The sequence below is a fragment of the Paenalcaligenes hermetiae genome (assembly GCF_039543645.1).
In the GTDB taxonomy this organism is placed as follows: Bacteria; Pseudomonadota; Gammaproteobacteria; order Burkholderiales; family Burkholderiaceae_B; genus Paenalcaligenes; species Paenalcaligenes hermetiae.
The window spans coordinates 516,330-535,229 of the sequence record NZ_BAABKD010000009.1 but is presented as its reverse complement, the minus strand read 5'-3'; the positions used below and the strand labels follow the sequence as shown (position 1 = coordinate 535,229).

Below are 18,900 nucleotides of genomic sequence, written 5' to 3'. Positions count from 1 at the left end.
ACAGAGGAGTAGACAATGAATTATATAAAGAGGCGGCTAGCTATTGTCACTGCCGTTATGGTGACATTCTTTTTAAATGGTTGTGCTAGTGTCGTTTCTTCTGATACTGAGGTGGTTATTAAGCGGGATCTGTATGGCACACCTCATGTTTATGCAGATGATGTAAAAGGGTTGTTTTATGGAATGGGCTATGCAGTAGCGGAAGATAGATTGTTTCAGTGGGAAATGTTAAAGCGAATGGCTCGAGGAACGGTGGCCGAGGTGCTTGGTGCAGAATATATTAAGTCTGATCAACTTGCTCGTGCTGGTTATGATCCTCATCAGATCCGACAGCAAATTGAAGCACTGCCCCAAGATGATAGAGCTATATTGAAGGGTTATGTTGCTGGTTATAATGCACGGCTACAAGAGGTTTTAGACCAACCTGATTTATTTCTTCCTATACAGTTTAATGAGTTTGGTTTTATGCCTACTTTCATAGATGAAGTAGATGTGGTTGGTGTGTATATTCGAACAATAGCTACAAACTTTTCTGATGCAAATGAGGAGATTGGGAATTACGCATTACTAACAGAGCTGAGGAAAATTCATGGCCATGAAAAAGGGCTAGCACTTTTTAATCAGTTACGTTGGGTTAATGATCCCAAATCACCTGTAACTATTTCAGATGATGAGCAAATAGAACAGCCTGAAAAAAATCTAATTGTAGATAGATGGGATAATGGACTTGTTCCCATATCTTATTCTACTTTAAGCAAGCACAGAAATTTATCTATAGCTCTTCATAAAGCTGATGGTCCTAATACTTATCCTATAGCTAGTAATTTATGGATATTTAGCCCTGATAAAACAGAAATTAATAGAGCTGTATTTGTTAATGGGCCACAGTATGGAAATAATGTTCCAGGATATCCTTTTGGCATAGCTTTACATGGAGCAGGTTGGGATGCCGTTGGGGCCAGCTCATGGGGCTTACCATTGCTGAACTGGGGGACTAATGGTGAGATAGCATGGGGGGTGACGGTAGGGTATGGTGATACAACTGATGTTTTTCAAGTTAAATTACACCCTTCCTCTCATGATTTATATGAATATAAAGGGCAGTGGTTATCTTTCTCAGAGAGGGTGGAGACCATACAGGTTAAAGATAATGACCCCGTAAAAATAAAATTTTTTAGTACTATTCATGGTCAGGTTTTATTTTTTGACAGTGAAAATAATACAGCATATGCCAAAAAACGTAGTTGGCAGGGGAAAGAGGTCTCGTCATTAATAACTTGGTTACGGTTAAGCAAAGTCAAAAACTGGTCTGAGTTTTTATCTTTAGGTAAGAGCATGCCTCTAAGCATGAACTGGTACTACATAGATAAAAACCAAAATATTGGTTATGCTTTTTTAGGACATTTTCCTATTAAGTCAGAAAATCTTGACCCAAGATTACCTACTTTAGGTAATGGAGATTACGAGTGGCAGGGATTATTAGATTTTCAATATTTACCTAAAGTTAAAAACCCAAGCAAAGGTTATATTGCTAACTGGAATAATAAGCCTCAAGGGAACTGGAATAACTCAGATTCATTAATTTGGGGGCAGGTAGATCGAGTGGATGTTGTTGGGGACTATATTGATAAACATGGTCGGTTATCTTTAGTGGAAATTAATGATTTGAACCGTCATGCATCCTATCAAAATATTAATATTAATTATTTTAAGCCGTTTTTCTTAGAGTTATTAGGTCATCCAAAGATTTCGAAAGATATTAAGACGGCGGCACAGTTGATTATTGATTGGGATGGCAGGATGATGGATGAAGATGGTGATGGATATTATGATGCGCCAGGCTATGCATTGTTTAATGAGTGGTTAAGGCTAGCATTACATATGGCTTTTAATCCCCATGTACCTGAGCCATTTTTAACACAATTACTTCAAGTAAATGAATTACGTGGCGCTGTTGGTACGATGGCCTTATTAAATGCTTTGCAGGGAGAAGAAGCGGGAGTTAAGCAAGATTTTGATGTGTTAGGCGTAGACCGTGTTACTTTTATGCGTAATGTCATGCAAGAAGTATTAAAAGCAAGGAAAGATAAACGGTTTGAGCAGATGTTGTACCCTGTACGAACACATGACTTTAGTGTGGAAACGTTTGGAGGGGTGCCTATAAATTCACCATCGGAAGCTATGGTGATTGATACTTATATGAATCGAGGTACATCAAATCATCAGGTAATATTTTATCCAGATGGGGTGGAGTATTTAGATGTGTTACCACCGGGACAAAGTGGATTTATTGGGCCAAATGGGGTTAGATCGCCACATTATGACGATCAATTAGATTTGTATGCGAACTTTGAGTATAAAAAAGGTTGGTTAAAACCAGAGCAGGTCGAAAAAAATCAATCAGCAGTTATGAAACTACGAGTTCGCTAACTACTTTAGCAAAAGCACCTTCGTGGTGCTTTTGCTTTAGGTGCCAAGCAACCGCTTGAGCTGACGCTGTTTAGAGCAAGCGGTCTGGATTTCCCCCCAGCTTTGAAAACCTTGCTCTTGTGCACGGTGAATAAGAATCATAAGCAATTCAGCTGCTGCTAGGGCGTCCGCCAGTGCATTGTGTCTTGCTAACATGGGTAGTTGAAAGACTTCTAGCCAGTGATCTAGCCCTGCGTGAGCGTGGTCATGCTCGGGGAAAAGCAAAGGGGCAATTTGTGCGATATCCAAGGGTTGTGGGTCTACAATTAGCCCTAAGTGTTGGAGCGCTGCATTTTTTAACATGCGTCGATCAAATTCAGCATGAAAAACCAGCCATATATGATCTTGGGCGTAAAGAAAAAAATCCAAAAGCGCCTGACGAGGATCGCAGCCTTGAGCCAAGTCTTTCTGGGTGAGCCCATGGATGAGCTGGCTTTCTCCTTGAAGATCTACCGCAATATCTAATACTTGATAAAAACCAGCACCCAAAGGGATGCCTTCAGGTTGAATTTTCACTGCACCAATTGATAAAACGGTGTCGGTGCGGGTATTGAGCCCTGTGGTTTCTAAGTCAAAGACCATCACCGGTGTATGCAGGGGCTGATCAGAAGGAATAATAGGTGGTGCTTGCTCCACAAGGTGCTGCGCCATACGATCAGGATGTGTGCCGGTTTGTTGAGAACGTTTGGCGATATAGTAGTTTTTGAGTTTTTGCCACCAACCATAGCGCATGATTTAAATCCTATAGCGATACGTAATAAACGTTTGGATGTATCGGACTTGGCGTAATGATTCGCGGAGCATACGGCGATGCAACTGGTTTAAAGCGTCTAATTGCAAGGTATTGGTTAAAGGCTGCTGGTTCTTTTCTTGGCGCTGATGCAGCTGTAAGCGCAGAAGCTGTAAATAACGATAGGCGTCTTTCCAGACCTCGGCATCTTTAGCGCTAATAATCCCCTTTTGCGCTAAGCGATCGAGGCGATCTGTGGTGGAAGCATCTGGAATAAAAGCGGATAAGGCTAGGACCCGAGCCGCGTCTACAAAAGGCCCCAGTCCATGGCGTTTGAGCTCTAAGCGTGCACCGCTGGCTGAGCCCACTGTTTTAGCAATCCAACGACGTAGTTGGCTAGGGGCGCTGGGGTAGTTTAGGGCGGCTTGTGCTAAACGACGTAAAAAACGATGGTTATGTTGTGCTTGCTGAATAATGGTTTGGTGTAAGCGTTCAAAGCCTAAATCTTCGCCCCAAATACAGCGGATATCAAAAAAAACAGAGGCTTGTAATAAATGTTTGGGGTCAGGAGTGCGAATGATTTCATCAAAGCGCGCTTGCCATTCGTTTAAGGATAAGCATAGTTTGGGGTTCCCTGCCATGATGTTGCCTTTACATAGCTCGAGACCACAACTATCTAGGGCTTCGTTAATGGCTTGGGCAATAGGCAGTAAGCGTTGTCTATACTGTTCCGCTTGTGCGGGGTTGTCAGCAATAAATAGGATACCGTTGTCTTGATCGGATCTTAAGGCTTGCTCACCACGCGCTTGGCTCCCAAACACCAACCAATTAAAAGGGATACCGGGGTCGCCGCTTTGTCGTAGAACCAGTTCGATGATGCGTGCGGTGGTGTGATCGTTTAGCTGTGTGATCACTTGCGTGATTTGGATGGCATCCGCACCATGGGCCAGCATACTATCGACCAAGTGGTGAATATCCGTACGCAATTGTTGTAAATGACGAATCGAGGGGGCATGGCGTAGAGCCCGAGATAAATGGACTAAATCCACTCGTTGCAAAGAAAATAGGTCGCGTTCCGAAACCACCCCGACCAGTTTGCCATTTTCGATTAAGCAAACATGCCCTATGTGCTGTTGTGCCATGAGCAACGCCGCATCAAAGGCGCTCGCATCAGGGGACAGTGTTAAAGGATCAGGAATCATTAGTTGGGCAATGGGAACATATAAGTTCTGCGGGTCTTCTGCTAAAACGCGCCGTAAATCCCGTAAGGTAAAAATCCCAATAGGCTTTTGGGCCTCATCGACGATGACCATGCTACCGATTTGATGTTGCTGCATTTGTTGTAAAACGGCTTGCAACGGCTGTTGGGCATCGCAGCTAATCGGACGACGAACGACTAAGTGACGTAAGTCATCATGGATGGAATAGTCGGCGCCTAGGTGCGCCGAAGCGCGTGCTTGCACTTGTTGCTGTAATTCCGCAAATAAACTACTGACCCCTTGGATAGCATAAGAGCGTAAGGGCTCTGATACACGCAGTAGCTTTACAAAATCAGAGGCTTTTAAAACCAAACAAAAGCAGTCTTCATGAGCCGTATAAGAGGTGCGAGTCGAGCGTTGGCTTAAAATTGCAGCAATAGGGAATTGATCACCCACAGTTAATAAAAATCGCTCTACATTATCAGGCAGTTTGGGGTTGGGGCGTTCACCACGTACAAGCCCTTGGCGAATTAAAAACCAGTATTGCTCGGCCTCGTTATTGGGGCCGGTAATAAAGTCCCCCTTGGCATAGAAACGTAACCATGCCATTTCGATGAGCATGAGCAAATGCCCCATTTCCATTTGATTAAAAGGGGGGTATTGCTGTAAAAAATGCAAAATAGCCTGACTATTTTGTTGTATTGCTGCTTGAGCGGTAGGGGTTGGGCTGGATGGCATAACACATTGGCACGATAAAAAGAGACAAGGGCACGTAGGCCCTAAGGTGCTTGTATTGGTTATAACAGAAAACGATCCACACAAATGTAACCCCACCAGCCCCCTGCTAGTACTAGGCAAAGTAATACCGCAGCACTGCCTAGATCTTTAGCTTGTCCGAGTAGGGGATGGTGAGCGGTACTGATTGTGTCGGCCAGAGCCTCAATGGCACTGTTGATCAGCTCAACGATGAGAACGAGCACCACGCTGGCTATCAAGAGAAAAATCTCTGTAGCGGAGCGTCCCAACCAAAATGCTGCGGGTAGTAAAATGACCGCAAGAGCGCACTCTTGCCGGAAAGCGGCTTCGTTTTTTAGCGCGGCTTTTAGGCCTTTGAGCGAATAACCGAAAGCGCGAAACAGGCGCTTTACCCCGCCTTGGCTTTTGTACTGAGAAAAAGAAGACTTATCCATTACACTTAGTAGACTGTAAAAATAAAGGACGGAACATGGCCAACCCAATTCGTTTGCTCATTGTTGAGGATAATGCGGATTTAAGCGCGAATTTGGCGGAGTTTTTTGATAGTGATGCATATATTTTAGACTTTGCACATGATGGTCTGGTGGCTTTGCATTTGTTGGCGACAAATACGTACGATGTGATTGTTTTGGATGTGATGCTGCCTGGGGTGTCGGGCTTTGGCTTGTGCCAACGTATTCGTCAGGATTTGGGCAGTAGCACGCGTGTTGCAGTATGCGCCCCGTTCTGATAAGCCCAATGAGGCCAGAGCGCATGTGCTAACGCTTCTTGGAGTAACTCAGGATCTAAGGGATAAGGCTGATACGTATGGGGGGCTTGATACAGCCATTGGCTGGGTTCGCGTAGGGGCTCCAGCACAGTGAGACAGTTGTCTTTTAGATAGCCGTAGTTTTCTCCGTATTGCATCATTGCGCGCCCACCCGCATGAGGTTGGGTAAGATCATGACCGGAATATGAAAATGTTGTAAGGGGACTAAGCTTTTGCCGCCTACTCGAGCATCATGGTCAGCTACCACTAAAAATAACGTGTTATCCCAATAGTCGCTTTGGCGGGCTTGCGCAAAAAACTGTCCTAGCGCCCAATCTGCATAGCGCACGGTGTTTTCTACCGAGGCGGGCTCACCGATAGGAGTGATTCTGCCCTCCGGGTACTCCCAAGGTGAGTGATTGCTTACCGAAAAAGCCAAATTTAAGCTAGGTGGGTCGGTGGGTTTTTGTTGACTTAAAAGCGTATGAAGGCGGTTAAACATGTCTTCATCGCTGACCCCCCATGTGCCAGTAAAAGCAGGGTTTTTGAACGTGGCTTGATCATGTAACTCGGTAAAACCATTACCCAGAAAAAAGCTTTTCATATTATCAAAATGGGCTTCGCCTCCATAAATAAACCGAGACACATAGCCTTGCTGGTTCAGTAGTTGAGCCAGTGTAAAAAAGCGCGACTGCGCTCCGGACAAGCGCACGGCAGCATCAGATAGGGTTGGCGGAAACCCCGCACTAATCGCCTCTAACCCACGTACTGAACGCGTTCCTGTTGCATAAGCACGCGTAAAATTCCAAGCCTCTTGGCTTAAATAGTCGATCCAAGGAGTGAGTCCGGATCCGCCCAAGTTACCGATATATTGAGCGCCTAAACTTTCCTCAACAATGAGAACGATATTTTTGGGCTGAGTGTGAGACTGGGCTGGAGAAGAAGAGTGTAATGTGGGTAATAGGGGGTGTGAGGCAGGTTGTTCTATACCGGCCTGTTTTCTGATGATGTGAATCATTTGATCTGCAGGTATTTTTCCATAAGCCTGCTCTGCAGAGCGCTCATTTTTAATACTATAGATTGCGTAGAGCACGCTATATAAGCTATTTAAAGCCAGCGTGTTCACCATGGCATCGCCACAAAAAGCCACGGTTGATGGGTTAATTGGACGGTGACGCCATGTACCTCGAATTAAGCCAAACAGGACGATGGCACTCAGTAAGCTACAGCCTAATGCACTTGGCCAATGTAAGGCAGTAAGAGGCGTCGCAACCACCGTTAAGGCGTAAAAATTAGCCGCACTGATAACAAGCCAAAGCAGTGATCCCCCTAGAACAATGCCTTTATAACCCTTCCAAAGCATGCCAAACACCTCTTTAGGATGTTTTAAATAATCCACATAAAGTCGATTGGGACGAGTGTCATATTCCAAAATAAATTGGGGTGTGGATATCTCGAGAAGAACAATAAGCATACCGCCTAAGCTGAGATAAAGAGCAAGCACGCGATGTGCGGCGGCGGCATCATCAAGCCAAGGGGCAAATAGCCAAGGAATAGCGGTTAAAGCAGCGATAAGATGTAGGTCTATGCGTAACCCACCCCATAAAATAGGCACCCAGCCGTTTACGGCTTGCACGCGTTCATACTGCCATAAACACAGCCCAAGACGACTTAGACTTAATAAAGCCAAGCTGCTAAGACAAAAGAAAAAAAGTTGTGAATACATAGTCTGCACGCTAAAAAATGGCACCCAGATAAAGGCGGATAGGGGCATATTAGCGAGCAGCGCATCAATCTTATTTGAAGAAAACGTCAAAAATTCGTCAAAAAGACATTGGTGTAACGATAAGATCTCGTAAATAGAGACTGATTTCGGGAATATAGGTAATACACAGTAAAGCAAGCAGGAGTGTGAATACCGGGATGATCAAAGGTTTAAACATACGGGTCACATGTATTTGCGCAATGGTGGCAGCGGCAAATAGATTCACACCCAATGGGGGCGTAATCATCCCCATGGCTAAATTCACAATGATAATGATGCCAAAATGGATAGGGTCAACTCCATAGCTCACCGCAATAGGAGCCAGTAAAGGAGCCAGAACAAGAATAGCGGCAGAGGTTTCAATGAACATGCCCACTACAAACAATAAGGCGTTGGTAAAGAGTAAAAAAGACCACTTATGCTCAAAAGTATGTTTGGCCCAGTCACTGATTTCTTGAGCTATGCCGGATAAGCCGATCAAAAAAGAAAATAAGCTGGCTGCGGCAATGATGAGCATAATGGCACTGGTTGCAGTGGCAGAGACTTTTAAAACGTGAACCAGTTTGTGCCAAGAGAGTTCTTTATAAATAAAACAGCCTACAAAAAACGCATAGACGGCGGCAACTGCCGCTGCTTCTGTTGGCGTAAAAACCCCTCCGTAAATCCCCCCGATGACTAAAATGGGTAACAGTAATGCCCAAAAGGCTTGTTTGCTGCTTTGCCAAAAGGAGAGGTCTGGAGTAGTGTCTTGTTTACCAATGCCCTGCAGACGACACCAAATCTGTACCATTATTAATAAGAAAATGGCGATCAGTATGCCTGGGCCGATGCCAGCAATAAACATTTGTCGTACCGAGTTTTCTGTAGAGACGGCATATAAAATCATCGGTACAGAGGGAGGGATAATCACGCCGAGTTCGGCCGAAGTGGCCTGAATGGTGGCCGCCATCGGCACAGGATAACCCTGTTTGACCATAGCGGGGATTAAAATAGCACCTACGGCAAAAGTAGTAGCAACGGAGGAACCTGAAATTGCCGCAAAAATCATACAGGTGATAATAGCGGTGCTTGCTAAACCACCTTGAACATTACCTACTAAGCTTTTAGCAAAATGGACTAAACGGTACGAGACTCCCCCATGACTCATGAGGTTGCCAGCCAAAATAAAAAAGGGGATAGCCAGTAAGGGAAAACTGTCTAAGCCCGCAAACATTTTTTGTGGTACGACCAGCAAAGGTAAGTGGCTAAAAAAATGGATGCTGAATACAGAGGCAAGCCCAATAGAGACGGCAACCGGTACCGATAAGACAAATAAAATAACTAAGGTGCTAAAAAGCGCAGCATTCATGAGTTTTGTGAGGAGGCGGGCTTAAGGTAATGCAAAATGATCCCTGGGATGGCGCAAAGTGCGCCAACGGGGATAGCAGCATAGAGCCATGACATCGGTACACCTAAGAGCGCTACAGTTTGTTTATGGACGCGTCCTGTCATTTGATAGCCATACCAGATCAACACGGCGATAAACAGGGTACACAATAACGTTACCACGCCGAGTAAGATGTTTTGTACAGATGGAGGCAGGATCGCTCTAAAAAAATCTAAAGTAATCATGCTGCCTTGCTTAAAAACGGCACCAGCAGCTAAAAATACCATCCAGATCATGGCGGCACGTGCTAAGACTTCGGTCCATGTGGCAGGGTTGTTCAGTAAAAAGCGTGTGATGACCTGATAGAAAACCAATAGGGTGGCCAACACCAGCAAAAGAGCAGAGACTCCCTGTGTAAAAGCGGTAAAGCGTTCACATAGATTAATAAGGCGAGTACGCATTGGTAGGTGGAGCTTAAGGCTGTTGCGCTTGAATAGGCGCTAAAAGCGTTGTGCCGTATTTTTTAATAAATGCGTCGTAGACGGGTTGTACTGCCGAGACAAAAGCCGCTTTGTCGATGGTTTCGACTACCTCCATGCCATGGGCTTTAAGCTGGGCAATGCCTTCGGCTTCATTTTGATCCACAAAAGCATAGTTGGCTTCAATAGCCGCAGCAGTGGCTTGTTCGACCCACGACTGCTCTTCTGCAGAAAGACGATCCCAGTGTTGTTTAGACATCATAATGACCGCAGGTGAGTAAAAATGCCCTGATAGGGTGGCGTATTTTTGCACCTCCCAAATGCCGGTAGACACAAAAACGGCCATGGGGTTTTCTTGGCCATCAATGGTGCCTTGTTGTAATGCGGTAAATACCTCATGCCAAGCCATAGGTGTGGGCGCACCATTTAATGCTTTAAAAGACTGGATATGGATATCGTTTTCTTGAGTCCGGATTTTCAGCCCTTTGAGGTCTTCAGGGTGATGAACGGGCTTGCGCGAGTTGGTTAAGTGCCTAAAGCCATTTTCTCCCCAGCCTAAGGCGTGGATATCATGTGCAGTAAAAGCATGGAGTAGTTGTTGGCCTACAGTACCTTGCATGACTTGGCGGGCATGCGCATAGTCATGAAATAAAAAGGGGAGATCCAAGACATAGGTTTCTGGAACAAAGCCACCAACAGGGCCTGTAGAAGAAATCGCAAAGTCTACCGAGCCGATTTGTAGCCCTTCCAGTACTTCGCGCTCACTGCCTAACATGCCATTGGGTTTGATGCTGACGGTGTGCCGGTGGTTGGATAAGCGTTCTAAAGTACTTTTAAACGCATTTGCCGCTGCTCCATAGTGGGATTCGGCAGGTATAGGCAAAGCAAAGGTAAAAGTGCGGGCATGAGCTAGGTTAGCCATAAGCGCTAAGCCCAGACCCATTAGGAATACGTATTTTTTCATGGAGGAAAACATCCGGTGTCTCCTGCTAGTTACTAGCATTAGTCATCAATCAAACCTTTAGATTGTAAACCGTAACCTTATTTTTCGCTGCGCAGGGTTGTGGAGCTATTCTTTCAGAGGAACAAAAGAAAAAAGGCTACCAGATCTGGTAGCCTTTTTATGCGGAAAACCGCTAGTGTTCTGGTGCCGGCTAAAGGAGTTGAACCCTCGACCTTCGCATTACAAGTGCGCTGCTCTACCAACTGAGCTAAGCCGGCTAAAAACATAATTATATCGTTGCTTTTTTTAAAAAGCAAGATAAATTATTTAACGATGCGCAAATGACCGCGAGGAGCCGAGGGGGGCGGGTCTTTGGGAGCATCATCCGTCTTTGATGTTGAAGCCGCATCAGGACGATAGGGGGTTGATGGCGTTACCTCAAAACCCATACCTGCACCGGTCTCACGGGCAAAGATGGCGGCGACTGTACCGATGGGAACAAATATGTCTTCCGTTACCCCATTGAAGCGAGCTTGAAACTCGATATATTCGTTACCAATCACCAGTTGGTTCGTGGCCAAATAACCGATGTTGAGCGTGATTTTACCGTCTTCTACATGAGCGGTAGGCACAACTGTGTTCTCGTCGACCTCTACCAAAATATGAGGGGTGTAACCGTTATCTGTACACCACTCGTGTAAAGCGCGAAGCAAATAGGGTTTAGTGGAGGTTTCAGACATAATTAGCGACGCATCACTTTTTCGGAAGGGGTTAAGGCTTCGATGAAAGCAGGGCGAGAGAAAACACGCTCAGCGTATTTTTGGATCGGTGCGGCGGACTTAGGAAGCTCAATGCCGTAGTGATCTAAGCGCCAGAGTAAAGGTGCAATGGCCACGTCTAGCATAGAGAACTCTTCACCAAGCATGTATTTGTTTTTGGTGAGGATAGGAGCAATTTGAGCTAAGCCGTCGCGGATTTTTTGGCGAGCTTGCTCTTGAGTTTTAGCGTCTACCTCGTTACGGTCTTCAAGAATGGAGACCTGGGAAAACAGCTCACGCTCAAAATTAAATAAGAATAAGCGAGTGCGTGCGCGCATGGTTGGGTCGGCAGGCATAAGCTGTGGGTGAGGGAAGCGCTCATCAATGTATTCATTGATGATATTGGATTCGTACAAAATGAGTTCACGCTCGACCAGAATAGGTACCTGGCCGTAAGGGTTCATCACGGAAATATCTTCGGGCTTGTTATACAAGTCGATATCGCGAACCTCGAAGTCCATGCCTTTTTCAAACAACACAAAACGACAGCGTTGAGAGAAAGGACAAGTGGTTCCAGAGTAGAGTACCATCATAGTATGTGGATTCCAGTCGTGAAAAAGCAAAAAAGCCTAAGCTTTAAACAGAAAAGGCGGCCTGCTCTAAAACAGAGCAGGCGCGCACAACGAATAGCGACCTAATGGTCTTACTTGATGTCTTTCCAGTATTCTTTGTTCAGGCGCCATGCAACGAAGAAGAACAAGAATAAGAATAACATGACAGCCACACCGATTTGTTTACGGAACGTCTGTACGGGCTCTGCCATCCAACCTAAAAAGTTACTTAGGTCAGCCACATCGCTATCAAACTGTGCCTGACGCTCGGGGTCGAGTGGTGTCAAGGTGGTGGTTTCTGTAGCGGGACCCGAATAGCCGTTTAGTACCTCTGTATTGACGGTATGGAAACCATTTTCGTCAATGTCGGTGGTAGTACGTACCCATTGTTCTTTACCGTCCACGTTTTCTAGAGAAACTTTAACGCGTTGGGTTTTGACGGGGCCTTGGAGCTCCCACATTGCATGTGGCATGCCCACGCTTGGGAAGGCTAAGTTATCCCAACCGGTAGGACGCGCTGTGTCGCGATAAAAGGTGCGCAAATAGGTATAAATGTAATCGGTACCGCTGTGGCTTAAGTTCGCCGATTTAGCACGTGCGATCACGGATAAATCGGGGGGTGTGGTACCAAACCATTTATTACTGTCAGCAGGACGCATTGCAATAGACATGGTGTCGCCGACTTTATCAGAGGTAAAAAGTAGATTCTTTTTGATTTCCTCTTCGGTAATACCTAAGTCTGTGAGCTTGTTATAGCGCATGGCATTGGCGCTGTGACAGTTCAAACAGTAGTTAACAAATAGCTTAGCACCGTTTTGCAAAGCAGCAAGGTCGGTGATGCGGTTAGGGGCGCTTTCAATGGGGTACTCGCCATCGGCGGCATGAGCTATGCCACCGATGGATAAGGTGAGGGCCAGTGCGCCAAGGATTTTTTTAATCATGGTCATTCCGTGTCGAAAAAGGTCCTTAGTGGGCGCGGAAGGTAACGCGCTCGGGAACTGGCTTAAATGTACCTAGGCGGCTCCAAACTGGCATCAGGAAGAAGAAGGCAAGGTAAATCACTGTGCCAACTTGGCTGAGCAGGTTGTATAAATCGCTAGGCGGCTGTGTGCCTAAATAGCCCAACATCAAGAAGTTTACGATGAAGATGGCGTATAGGAATTTATGCCAGGTCGGACGATAACGAATGGATTTAACTGGACTGTGATCTAACCAAGGTAGGAAAAACAAGATCACAACCGTACCACCCATGGCGACCACACCCCAGAATTTCGCATCAAAGACTTTAAGCGCAATGGCTACGGCGATTAGGATAGCGGGTACGATGACGCGCATTTTGCCGGGTAAGCCTTTGAAGAAGAAAATAATCGCAGCCAAAACTGATGCACCGGCGAGCAGCCAAGTGAAGTCGTCTGTGGTTGCACGTAACATAGAGTAGAAAGGGGTGAAATACCACACAGGAGCAATGTGCGGAGGGGTTTTCATGGGGTCAGCCGGAATAAAGTTGTTGAACTCCAAGAAATACCCACCCATTTCTGGGGCAAAGAACACAATGGCCGCAAATACGATAAGGAAACCCGCTACACCCACAATATCATGCACGGTGTAATAGGGATGGAAGGGAATACCATCAAGGGGGATCCCTTTTTCGTTTTTAGGACCTTCTTTGATCTCGATGCCATCGGGGTTGTTGGAACCAACCTCGTGAAGCGCAATTAAGTGCGCCACAACTAGGCCAATCAAGACCAAGGGAATGGCAATAACGTGCAAGGAGAAAAAGCGGTTCAAGGTGGCGTCAGAGACCACATAGTCACCACGGATCCAGATAGCAAGCTCAGGACCAATAAAAGGAATGGCTGAGAACAGGTTCACAATCACCTGAGCACCCCAGTAGGACATTTGTCCCCAAGGGAGCAAGTAGCCCAAGAAGGCCTCTGCCATTAGACAAAGGAAAATCGCTACACCGAAGATCCATACAAGTTCGCGGGGTTTACGGTATGAGCCATAAAACAACCCACGCAGCATGTGCAAATACACAACCACGAAGAACATGGATGCGCCCGTGGAGTGCATATAGCGGATAAACCAACCGCCGGGGACTTCGCGCATGATGTATTCCACCGAAGCAAATGCAAGCTCTGCATCGGGTTTGTAGTTCATGACAAGGAATATCCCTGACACGATCTGAATAACAAGCACAAGTAGGGCCAAAGAACCAAAGAAATACCAAAAGTTGAAATTCTTTGGCGCGTAGTATTCAGACATATGGTCTTTGTAGAGGGATGTCAGCGGGAAGCGCTTATCTATCCACCCTAATAGACCTGTCGTTTCAACAGTTTTGTCGCCAGCCATGAAACGGCTCCTTTAATCGAATTATGAAGACGGTAGAGACCTTTTACGCCTTGTTGAACTCATCAACACCAATAATGACACGGGTGCCATCGGCGGAGAATTCGTAAGGAGGGATTTCAAGGTTATCCGGAGCAGGTTTGTTGCTGAAGACACGACCTGCGAGATCAAATGTCGAGCCGTGGCATGGGCAGAGGAAGCCACCTGTCCAGCTAGAGGGTACGCCCGGCTGAGCACCTGCGTCTAAGCGTGGTGTAGGGGAGCAACCCAAGTGGGTGCAGATACCAATACACACAAAGATTTCGGGACGACGGGAGCGGAATTCGTTTTTGGCGTATTCCGGAGTAAAGCCAGGGCGATCGGAGTTAGGATCGGCCAAGTCAGTGTCGTTGGTTTTCAAAGCGGCTAATTGGGCTTCGGTACGGTGCAGAATCCAGATGGGATTACCGCGCCATTCGACGGTGCGCATTTCGCCTGGAGCGAGTGTAGAAATATCGACTTCTACGGGTGCGCCTGCAGCGCGAGCTTTGGCCGAGGGAGCAAACGAGCCCACAAAAGGGACTGCGGTAGCCACACCGGCGACACCACCGACCGCACAGGCGGTAGTGACCCAAAAACGACGCGAAGGGTCGGACGGGAGAATGGAAGTTTCTTCCGCTCCGTTTTCGTTGGGCTGTGTCGTAATTTGACTCATTCTAGTATCCTTATTTCTGCCCACGTTGGGCTTTGCACAATTTACGGACTTGGTCTGGGTATTTTCATTGCAGCTATATATTATAGCGTTAGCAAATTTTCTGTGATGTCATTAAGAGGTTTATATGAGTAAAACCACAGGTTTTTTAAAAGAGTTCCGCGATTTTGCTGTTAAAGGCAATATGATTGATCTCGCGGTAGGGGTAATTATTGGTGGCGCGTTTGGCAAAATCATCGATTCCCTGGTGAAGGATGTCATTATGCCGATTATCAGCTTTATCCTTGGGGGAGAAGTCGATTTTGCAAATCAGTTCACCGTATTACGTGTTCCTGAAGGCTACAGCGGTGCATATACACTCGAGGAGCTTAATGCAGCAGGGGCAGTAGTGTTTGCTTGGGGCAACTTTTTGACCATTTTGATCAACTTTATTTTGTTGGCTTTTGTGGTCTTTTTAATGGTTAAGATGATTAACCGTATGCGCCAAGCAGCCCACCGCGAGGAAGCTGCGGCTCCGGCTGAGCCAGCACCCACACCCGAGGATGTGGTGCTATTGCGAGAAATTCGCGATGCTCTCAAAAACAAAAATGCTTAATGAGTGAATCGCGCTAATTGTACCTTAAAGCCCTGATTTACGGGCTTTATTCCGCGTTAAATGGGGTTGTTGATGTCGATAAACTCCACTTTGACACCAAACTGGGCGGCAACTTTGTCGCCCAGTGCTTTTACGCCATAGCGTTCTGTTGCATGGTGGCCGGCACCAATATAAGCCGTATCGCTTTCTAAGGCGTAATGATAGTTGGGTTCCGAGGCTTCGCCACTGATATATAAATCAACGCCGGCGTCAATGGCTTCGGTCATAAATCCTTGGGCACCACCCGTACACCAAGCGACGCGCTGGATAATCTGTTGTGGATTCCCAACAACCAAAGGGCTTCGTTGCAATTGTTGACAAAGCTTTTTAGCAACATTTTCTAGGGTATTGGGAGTTTCTAAATAACCTAATTGAATAAGGCCGCTAGGACCAATTCCTATAGGTTGCCCATCTTCGTCCTTATCCTGCTGTAAACCAAGCTGTAACGCGAGTTGGGTATTATTGCCGACCTCAGGATGGGCATCTAAAGGTAAATGATAAGCAATAAGATTTAGGTCGTGTTCCAACGCAAAAGCTAAGCGCTTTTTTTTCATGCCCCGAATACGAGCGTCCTCGTTTTTCCAAAACCAACCATGATGTACTAAAACGGTGTCCGCGCCGCGTTCAACCGCCGCTTCTAGTAGCGCCTGAGAGGCTGTCACACCGGTCACAATATGTTGAACGGTTGGCGTGCCTTCGACTTGCAGCCCATTCGGGCAGTAGTCCTTAAAGCGCGAGGCTTGTAGATAGTTGTCGAGCCATTGAACTAATTGCGAAGTGTTTATACTGGCCATATTAATAGGAGAAATAAAAGGTGGTAAATATGGAGATTCTAACGTATGGGGCAGATAAGTCCCAATTTATTCAATGGTTTATGCCCAAGACTGAAGTAAAGGTCAAAGGTGTGATTGCTTTGATTCATGGTGGGTTTTGGCGTCAGCAGCATGACTTGAGCTTGATGCTACCTTTGGCACAAGATTTACGAGCCACCGGTTGGGCAGTAGCGAATATAGAATATCGACGCGCGGATTGCGGTGGGGAATGGCCTGTGATTCGGGATGACGTTTCCCTGGCGTTGCAGCAGGTTAAACAGCATGCTCAACAACTTCAGCTTCCTAAGCGTTTGCTGAGTATTGGGCATTCGGTAGGGGGGCAGCTGGCTTTGCTAACGGCGTCTCAAGTGGAGGCCGTAGTGGCGTTGGCACCAGTAACTGATGTGGTCCGTGCGTATCATGACAAGTTAGGAGAAGCAGCTGCCCAAGCGTTTTTTAAAACATCCCCTGAAAAAAACAGTTCTTTGTTTTTAGCTGCTTCGCCTATTGCGCAATTACCTCTAGGTTGCCCTATATTGTTGATTCATGGCTTTTTGGATGAGCGTGTTCCTGTAAGCTATGCGCGGGAATTTACCCAGCGTGCTATCGAGACCGGTGATCAGCTGTGGTATTGGGAAGAGCCATTGAGCCACCAGCAGGTGATTGACCCGAGCTTGGGATTTTGGTCGCGGGTAAAAGCATGGCTAGAGCAAAGGTAAAAAGGGCTTTATGCCCTTTTTATATGAGACAAGCTAGGATTCTGCCTCGATATCAGCTTCTGTTTTGAGAGGCTGCTTGATTAGGTTGGCAAAAATAATACCGACCTCGTATAACAAGCATAGTGGTCCAGCTAAGAGAAACTGGCTGATTACATCGGGCGGGGTAACCACAGCAGCGATGACAAAAGCACCCACAATTACATAGCCACGGATTTCGCGTAGTTTTTTGACAGAGGTTAGGCCAGTTTTAACCAGTAGCACCACCGCAATCGGCACTTCAAAGGTGATCCCAAAAGCAATAAACATCGTCATCACGAAGTTTAAGTAGGCTTCGATATCTGGCGCGGGTGTGATGGAGTCGGGAGCAAAGGACGCGATGAAATGAAAAACGGTTTTAAACACCACAAAATAACAGAAAGCCATCCCCAAAATGAAGAGCAGTGTGCTAGAAAAAATCAGGGGCAGAGCCAGGCGTTTTTCGTGTGTGTATAAACCCGGGGCAATAAATGCCCAGGCCTGATACAGCACAATAGGCAGGGCGATAATAAATGAAGTAAGCAGCGTGACTTTGACAGGCACCATAAATGGGGTGATCACGCCTGTGGCAATCATACGCGTGTCTTGGGGTAACGACGCGAGCATCGGTTGCGCTAAAAAATCATAAATGACCGATGGCCCAGGAAATAAAAACAAAAGGATGAATACGGCCAGCACGCTGACTACCGCTTTTAAAAGGCGGCTGCGTAGCTCAACCAAATGGGAGATGAACGTATCGTTAGTGGGGGTAGTCATTCTTTTTTATCACCAGGGCGATCATCAGAAGCGGGAGAAGTGGGCGCGGGATCCGAGGTGATCTTGGTATCCTTGATAAGGCTTTCCCCCACTTGCTCTGTATCTTGTCCTAATTCGTTGACAGCTTTACGTGCCTCTTCGAGGGGGTCTTTGATTTGGTTGCTGAACTGATTCACGGATTGCTTAATAGAGGTCGAGGCTTCCTCCATTTGTTTTTTAATGGAGTTGATCTCGTCTAAATCGATTTCGCGTTGAATGTCGCTTTTGACCTCGTTCATGTAACGCTGGGCACGCCCAAACATATGCCCAACCGTACGGGCGACCCGTGGCAGGCGCTCGGGTCCAAGAACCACTAGCGCCACCACGCCGATGAGTAAAAGTTCACTAAAGCTAATGTCAAACATAGGGCCACATGCGCCGCGTTAGTGTTTAGAGACGTCTTGTTTTTCTGTGGCGTGAACGTCTACGGTGCTCTGATCGGGAACTTGCTTAGGTGGAAGATCGTCCTCTTGGGCTTCTTTAATGCCTTTTTTGAACCCTTTGACCGCGCCACCTAGGTCCTCACCAATGTTACGCAGTTTTTTGGTCCCAAAAACCAAGGCAACGATGACCAATACAACTAACCAATGCCAAATACTAAAACTACCCATGTTGGGCCTCCGTTATGCAACCGCAGTTGCCGTGTTTTTCCAAGGGCGTGGGCCGCCAATGATATGTAAGTGTAAGTGATCGATTTCTTGACCGCCGTCTTGCCCGTTATTAATGACTAGACGGTAACCGCCTTCTGGTCCTGGCCTACAGCCACTTTCGGCGGCGATCTTAGGCACCAGAGCCATCATTTTGCCGAGCCAGGAGGCATCGTCGGGGGTGACATGCTGCATGGAGACGATATGGTGTTTAGGAATCAGCAGAATATGCACTGGAGCGACCGGGTTAATGTCTTTAAAGGCAAGAAACTCATCGTCTTCATAAACCTTCGTTGACGGAATGCTGCCTTCAATAATTTTGCAAAATAAGCAGTTTTGACTCATGTGTACTACAGGGCAAAGCCCTTTTCCATTAAATCCGTTTGTTAGCTA

The 18,900-nt window shown here is 46.4% G+C and carries 21 protein-coding genes and 1 tRNA gene; 4 read left to right on the top strand and 18 right to left on the bottom strand.

Features of this window, described 5'->3' with window-relative positions; translation table 11 throughout:
* The first annotated feature begins 15 nt into the window (after window positions 1-15).
* Entirely contained in the window at window positions 16-2,430 is a 2,415-nt protein-coding gene (locus ABD980_RS08375) for a penicillin acylase family protein (protein WP_345370949.1), read from the top strand.
* A 36-nt stretch (window positions 2,431-2,466) separates the two neighbouring features.
* Here ABD980_RS08375 and ABD980_RS08370 read toward each other — a convergent pair whose 3' ends face one another.
* Genes ABD980_RS08370 through ABD980_RS08360 form a run of 3 tightly spaced genes read right to left on the bottom strand, consistent with a single transcriptional unit; the run spans window position 2,467 to window position 5,588 of the window.
* Window positions 2,467-3,201 (bottom strand): 3'-5' exonuclease, encoded by a 735-nt coding sequence (locus ABD980_RS08370; protein ID WP_345370947.1) that lies wholly within the window; start codon window positions 3,199-3,201, stop codon window positions 2,467-2,469.
* A gap of 3 nt (window positions 3,202-3,204) precedes the next feature.
* On the bottom strand, window positions 3,205-5,136 hold the full coding sequence (locus ABD980_RS08365) for a DUF294 nucleotidyltransferase-like domain-containing protein (RefSeq protein WP_345370945.1): 1,932 nt from the start codon (window positions 5,134-5,136) through the stop codon (window positions 3,205-3,207).
* A 59-nt stretch (window positions 5,137-5,195) separates the two neighbouring features.
* Window positions 5,196-5,588, bottom strand: coding sequence for a diacylglycerol kinase (locus ABD980_RS08360; protein WP_345370943.1), 393 nt, complete (start codon window positions 5,586-5,588; stop codon window positions 5,196-5,198).
* Window positions 5,589-5,623: 35 nt separating this feature from the next.
* Between ABD980_RS08360 and ABD980_RS08355 the strand changes: the two genes are divergently transcribed.
* Window positions 5,624-5,884, top strand: coding sequence for a response regulator (locus ABD980_RS08355; protein ID WP_345370941.1), 261 nt, complete (start codon window positions 5,624-5,626; stop codon window positions 5,882-5,884).
* A gap of 175 nt (window positions 5,885-6,059) precedes the next feature.
* On the opposite strand, the gene ABD980_RS08350 is transcribed toward ABD980_RS08355, so the two are convergent.
* The 10 genes from ABD980_RS08350 to petA all read right to left on the bottom strand — a co-directional run bounded on the left by ABD980_RS08350 (window position 6,060) and on the right by petA (window position 14,867).
* Window positions 6,060-7,628 (bottom strand): LTA synthase family protein, encoded by a 1,569-nt coding sequence (locus ABD980_RS08350; protein ID WP_345370939.1) that lies wholly within the window; start codon window positions 7,626-7,628, stop codon window positions 6,060-6,062.
* A gap of 97 nt (window positions 7,629-7,725) precedes the next feature.
* On the bottom strand, window positions 7,726-9,015 hold the full coding sequence (locus tag ABD980_RS08345) for a TRAP transporter large permease (RefSeq protein ID WP_300646993.1): 1,290 nt from the start codon (window positions 9,013-9,015) through the stop codon (window positions 7,726-7,728).
* Window positions 9,012-9,494, bottom strand: coding sequence for a TRAP transporter small permease (locus ABD980_RS08340; protein WP_345370936.1), 483 nt, complete (start codon window positions 9,492-9,494; stop codon window positions 9,012-9,014). Before ABD980_RS08340 ends, ABD980_RS08345 begins: the two co-directional genes overlap by 4 nt.
* Before the next feature lie 13 nt (window positions 9,495-9,507).
* A complete protein-coding gene (locus ABD980_RS08335; protein WP_345370934.1) occupies window positions 9,508-10,488 on the bottom strand; it encodes a TRAP transporter substrate-binding protein in 981 nt (326 codons plus the stop codon).
* A 169-nt stretch (window positions 10,489-10,657) separates the two neighbouring features.
* Window positions 10,658-10,733, bottom strand: a tRNA-Thr gene (locus ABD980_RS08330).
* Window positions 10,734-10,778: 45 nt separating this feature from the next.
* Entirely contained in the window at window positions 10,779-11,195 is a 417-nt protein-coding gene (locus tag ABD980_RS08325) for a ClpXP protease specificity-enhancing factor (protein ID WP_260650858.1), read from the bottom strand.
* Between the two features lie 2 nt (window positions 11,196-11,197).
* Entirely contained in the window at window positions 11,198-11,806 is a 609-nt protein-coding gene (locus ABD980_RS08320; RefSeq protein ID WP_260650856.1) for a glutathione S-transferase N-terminal domain-containing protein, read from the bottom strand.
* A gap of 110 nt (window positions 11,807-11,916) precedes the next feature.
* Window positions 11,917-12,771: a cytochrome c1 gene (locus tag ABD980_RS08315; RefSeq protein WP_300646996.1), complete on the bottom strand. Its 855-nt coding sequence runs from the start codon at window positions 12,769-12,771 to the stop codon at window positions 11,917-11,919.
* Window positions 12,772-12,790: 19 nt separating this feature from the next.
* A complete protein-coding gene (locus tag ABD980_RS08310) occupies window positions 12,791-14,176 on the bottom strand; it encodes a cytochrome b (protein ID WP_260650854.1) in 1,386 nt (461 codons plus the stop codon).
* 43 nt (window positions 14,177-14,219) lie between these two features.
* Window positions 14,220-14,867: a ubiquinol-cytochrome c reductase iron-sulfur subunit gene (gene petA, locus ABD980_RS08305; protein WP_260650853.1), complete on the bottom strand. Its 648-nt coding sequence runs from the start codon at window positions 14,865-14,867 to the stop codon at window positions 14,220-14,222.
* A gap of 124 nt (window positions 14,868-14,991) precedes the next feature.
* On the opposite strand from petA, the gene mscL reads away from it, so the two are divergent.
* Entirely contained in the window at window positions 14,992-15,459 is a 468-nt protein-coding gene (gene mscL, locus ABD980_RS08300; RefSeq protein ID WP_300646998.1) for a large conductance mechanosensitive channel protein MscL, read from the top strand.
* A gap of 56 nt (window positions 15,460-15,515) precedes the next feature.
* Here the strand turns inward: mscL and ABD980_RS08295 are convergent, their stop codons facing one another.
* Window positions 15,516-16,292, bottom strand: coding sequence for a Nif3-like dinuclear metal center hexameric protein (locus ABD980_RS08295; protein ID WP_345370929.1), 777 nt, complete (start codon window positions 16,290-16,292; stop codon window positions 15,516-15,518).
* A gap of 29 nt (window positions 16,293-16,321) precedes the next feature.
* On the opposite strand from ABD980_RS08295, the gene ABD980_RS08290 reads away from it, so the two are divergent.
* Window positions 16,322-17,029, top strand: a complete 708-nt coding sequence (locus ABD980_RS08290; RefSeq protein ID WP_300647000.1) for an alpha/beta hydrolase family protein — start codon at window positions 16,322-16,324, stop codon at window positions 17,027-17,029.
* 33 nt (window positions 17,030-17,062) lie between these two features.
* Here ABD980_RS08290 and tatC read toward each other — a convergent pair whose 3' ends face one another.
* The 4 genes from tatC to ABD980_RS08270 are packed head-to-tail and all read right to left on the bottom strand — an operon-like array spanning window position 17,063 to window position 18,852.
* Entirely contained in the window at window positions 17,063-17,821 is a 759-nt protein-coding gene (tatC, locus tag ABD980_RS08285) for a twin-arginine translocase subunit TatC (RefSeq protein ID WP_300647001.1), read from the bottom strand.
* Window positions 17,818-18,225, bottom strand: coding sequence for a Sec-independent protein translocase protein TatB (gene tatB, locus ABD980_RS08280; RefSeq protein ID WP_260650848.1), 408 nt, complete (start codon window positions 18,223-18,225; stop codon window positions 17,818-17,820). The genes tatC and tatB overlap by 4 nt, the downstream gene beginning before the upstream one ends.
* An 18-nt stretch (window positions 18,226-18,243) precedes the next feature.
* A complete protein-coding gene (gene tatA, locus ABD980_RS08275) occupies window positions 18,244-18,471 on the bottom strand; it encodes a Sec-independent protein translocase subunit TatA (protein WP_260650847.1) in 228 nt (75 codons plus the stop codon).
* 12 nt (window positions 18,472-18,483) lie between these two features.
* The gene (locus ABD980_RS08270) at window positions 18,484-18,852 is read right to left on the bottom strand and encodes a histidine triad nucleotide-binding protein (RefSeq protein ID WP_345370927.1); all 369 of its coding nucleotides are present in this window, start codon (window positions 18,850-18,852) and stop codon (window positions 18,484-18,486) included.
* Between the last annotated feature and the right edge of the window lie 48 nt (window positions 18,853-18,900).

Excerpts from the sequence above, each read along its gene's own strand:
- ABD980_RS08375 (WP_345370949.1), top strand. The coding sequence starts at position 16 with ATGAATTATATAAAGAGGCGGCTAGCTATTGTCACTGCCGTTATGGTG.
- ABD980_RS08370 (WP_345370947.1), bottom strand. The coding sequence starts at position 3,201 with ATGCGCTATGGTTGGTGGCAAAAACTCAAAAACTACTATATCGCCAAA.
- ABD980_RS08365 (WP_345370945.1), bottom strand. The coding sequence starts at position 5,136 with ATGCCATCCAGCCCAACCCCTACCGCTCAAGCAGCAATACAACAAAAT.
- ABD980_RS08360 (WP_345370943.1), bottom strand. The coding sequence starts at position 5,588 with ATGGATAAGTCTTCTTTTTCTCAGTACAAAAGCCAAGGCGGGGTAAAG.
- ABD980_RS08355 (WP_345370941.1), top strand. The coding sequence starts at position 5,624 with ATGGCCAACCCAATTCGTTTGCTCATTGTTGAGGATAATGCGGATTTA.
- ABD980_RS08350 (WP_345370939.1), bottom strand. The coding sequence starts at position 7,628 with ATGTATTCACAACTTTTTTTCTTTTGTCTTAGCAGCTTGGCTTTATTA.
- ABD980_RS08345 (WP_300646993.1), bottom strand. The coding sequence starts at position 9,015 with ATGAATGCTGCGCTTTTTAGCACCTTAGTTATTTTATTTGTCTTATCG.
- ABD980_RS08340 (WP_345370936.1), bottom strand. The coding sequence starts at position 9,494 with ATGCGTACTCGCCTTATTAATCTATGTGAACGCTTTACCGCTTTTACA.
- ABD980_RS08335 (WP_345370934.1), bottom strand. The coding sequence starts at position 10,488 with ATGTTTTCCTCCATGAAAAAATACGTATTCCTAATGGGTCTGGGCTTA.
- ABD980_RS08325 (WP_260650858.1), bottom strand. The coding sequence starts at position 11,195 with ATGTCTGAAACCTCCACTAAACCCTATTTGCTTCGCGCTTTACACGAG.
- ABD980_RS08320 (WP_260650856.1), bottom strand. The coding sequence starts at position 11,806 with ATGATGGTACTCTACTCTGGAACCACTTGTCCTTTCTCTCAACGCTGT.
- ABD980_RS08315 (WP_300646996.1), bottom strand. The coding sequence starts at position 12,771 with ATGACCATGATTAAAAAAATCCTTGGCGCACTGGCCCTCACCTTATCC.
- ABD980_RS08310 (WP_260650854.1), bottom strand. The coding sequence starts at position 14,176 with ATGGCTGGCGACAAAACTGTTGAAACGACAGGTCTATTAGGGTGGATA.
- petA (WP_260650853.1), bottom strand. The coding sequence starts at position 14,867 with ATGAGTCAAATTACGACACAGCCCAACGAAAACGGAGCGGAAGAAACT.
- mscL (WP_300646998.1), top strand. The coding sequence starts at position 14,992 with ATGAGTAAAACCACAGGTTTTTTAAAAGAGTTCCGCGATTTTGCTGTT.
- ABD980_RS08295 (WP_345370929.1), bottom strand. The coding sequence starts at position 16,292 with ATGGCCAGTATAAACACTTCGCAATTAGTTCAATGGCTCGACAACTAT.
- ABD980_RS08290 (WP_300647000.1), top strand. The coding sequence starts at position 16,322 with ATGGAGATTCTAACGTATGGGGCAGATAAGTCCCAATTTATTCAATGG.
- tatC (WP_300647001.1), bottom strand. The coding sequence starts at position 17,821 with ATGACTACCCCCACTAACGATACGTTCATCTCCCATTTGGTTGAGCTA.
- tatB (WP_260650848.1), bottom strand. The coding sequence starts at position 18,225 with ATGTTTGACATTAGCTTTAGTGAACTTTTACTCATCGGCGTGGTGGCG.
- tatA (WP_260650847.1), bottom strand. The coding sequence starts at position 18,471 with ATGGGTAGTTTTAGTATTTGGCATTGGTTAGTTGTATTGGTCATCGTT.
- ABD980_RS08270 (WP_345370927.1), bottom strand. The coding sequence starts at position 18,852 with ATGAGTCAAAACTGCTTATTTTGCAAAATTATTGAAGGCAGCATTCCG.